Source organism: Neisseria sp. P0021.S006, assembly GCF_051956895.1.
On sequence record NZ_JBQCWZ010000381.1, the window covers coordinates 1 to 1,325 of the forward strand.

The 1,325-nt window shown below is 49.8% G+C and carries 3 protein-coding genes; all 3 read right to left on the bottom strand.

Annotation, left to right across the window (positions count from 1 at the left end):
* Positions 1 to 95 precede the first annotated feature (95 nt).
* Positions 96 to 704 (bottom strand): SMC-Scp complex subunit ScpB, encoded by a 609-nt coding sequence (scpB, locus tag ACTHUM_RS14305; protein WP_004519443.1) that lies wholly within the window; start codon positions 702 to 704, stop codon positions 96 to 98.
* 69 nt (positions 705 to 773) lie between these two features.
* Positions 774 to 1,007, bottom strand: coding sequence for a glutaredoxin family protein (locus ACTHUM_RS14310; RefSeq protein WP_036472354.1), 234 nt, complete (start codon positions 1,005 to 1,007; stop codon positions 774 to 776).
* Positions 1,008 to 1,138: 131 nt separating this feature from the next.
* Positions 1,139 to 1,325 (bottom strand): (2Fe-2S)-binding protein (locus tag ACTHUM_RS14315; RefSeq protein ID WP_440403202.1); only part of this gene is annotated, 187 nt, incomplete at its 5' end.

Sequence of the window (1,325 nt, forward strand, 5' to 3'; positions counted from 1 at the left end):
GATATAAAGCGTTCATTTAATGCTATAAAACGCTAGAATAACTAACATAAAGGCCGTCTGAAACACGATTGTTTCAGACGGCCTTTACATTCAAATCAGTTAATCAGTCTGCTTCCTGATTCTACTGCTTCTTCAGCTTCCTCATCGCCTGTCGGCGGCGTTTCCATCAAATCAGGCAACACCAGCTCGCCCAATTCAGTCAGCGGCGGCAATTCTTCCAAACTTTCCAAACGCAAATCGCTTAGGAATGTTGCTGTTGTCGCCCACAAAGCCGGACGGCCGACAGAATCACGGTGGCCGATGACTTCAATCCAGCCCCTATCCTGCAAGGTTTGCATGACATTTTGCGACACCGCCACGCCGCGTATGCCTTCAATATCGCCACGCGTTACCGGTTGCTGATAGGCAATAATCGCCAGCGTTTCCATCACAGCGCGGGAATAACGCGGCGCGCGCTGCTCTTGCAGGCTGCCCAGTCGTTCAAACGCGGCTTGGGCGATTTGGAAGCGCCAGCCCTCATGGGTATGCACCAGTTGCAAAGCCCTGCCCTGCCAGCGGGCCTTCAGTTGCGCCAACACATCAATCAGCTTGTCTTGCGACAACGGCGGCACGCACAATTCGCGCATGGCTTTTTCGTTTAAGGGTTCGACTTGCGTCAACAGCGCCGCTTCAATCAGCGCATCGGGAGAAAGTTTTTCAGTCATAATAAAATCAATGTTCAGACGGCATAAACAGCCAAAGGCCGTCTGAAAGATAATATGGTCAGCGGTTTGTTATGCGCTCAAATGCGCTTTCAGTTTTTCTTCGTCCAAAAACCAATGGCAGATTTCGGTATCGCCATCCAACAAAACAGGCACCAGCTCATTGTACTTTTCTTCTAAAACCGGATCTTCATCAACATCGACAATATCCAGCTCAAATCCAAACTGCTCCTGATAAGGCTTTAATTGTTCGCGCATTTTGTGGCACAGGCTGCAATACTCCCGAAACATCAAGGTCAGTTTCATGGCGGTTACTCTCGGAGGAACAAAAGCGACCATTGTATAGCAAAATGCCTCCAAACCATACAGGCATGACAAAGGCCGTCTGAACAGGCGCGAAACAACGCCTTCAGACGGCCTTTGTGTGTATTCTGAAATTAAGACTGAACGTTGATACCGGCAGTCACGGTATTTTGGGCACTGCTTGCAGTCAAAAATGACGCTGCCAATTCGCCGCAACAACCGCAACAAGTCGCCACGCCTAATTGAGCCTGCAAATCACTCATGGTGGTTGCACCGGCGGCGATGGTCTCTTTGATGTCGTGGTCAGTAATGGCATTGCAG

Excerpts from the sequence above, each read along its gene's own strand:
- ACTHUM_RS14310 (WP_036472354.1), bottom strand. The coding sequence starts at position 1,007 with ATGAAACTGACCTTGATGTTTCGGGAGTATTGCAGCCTGTGCCACAAA.
- scpB (WP_004519443.1), bottom strand. The coding sequence starts at position 704 with ATGACTGAAAAACTTTCTCCCGATGCGCTGATTGAAGCGGCGCTGTTG.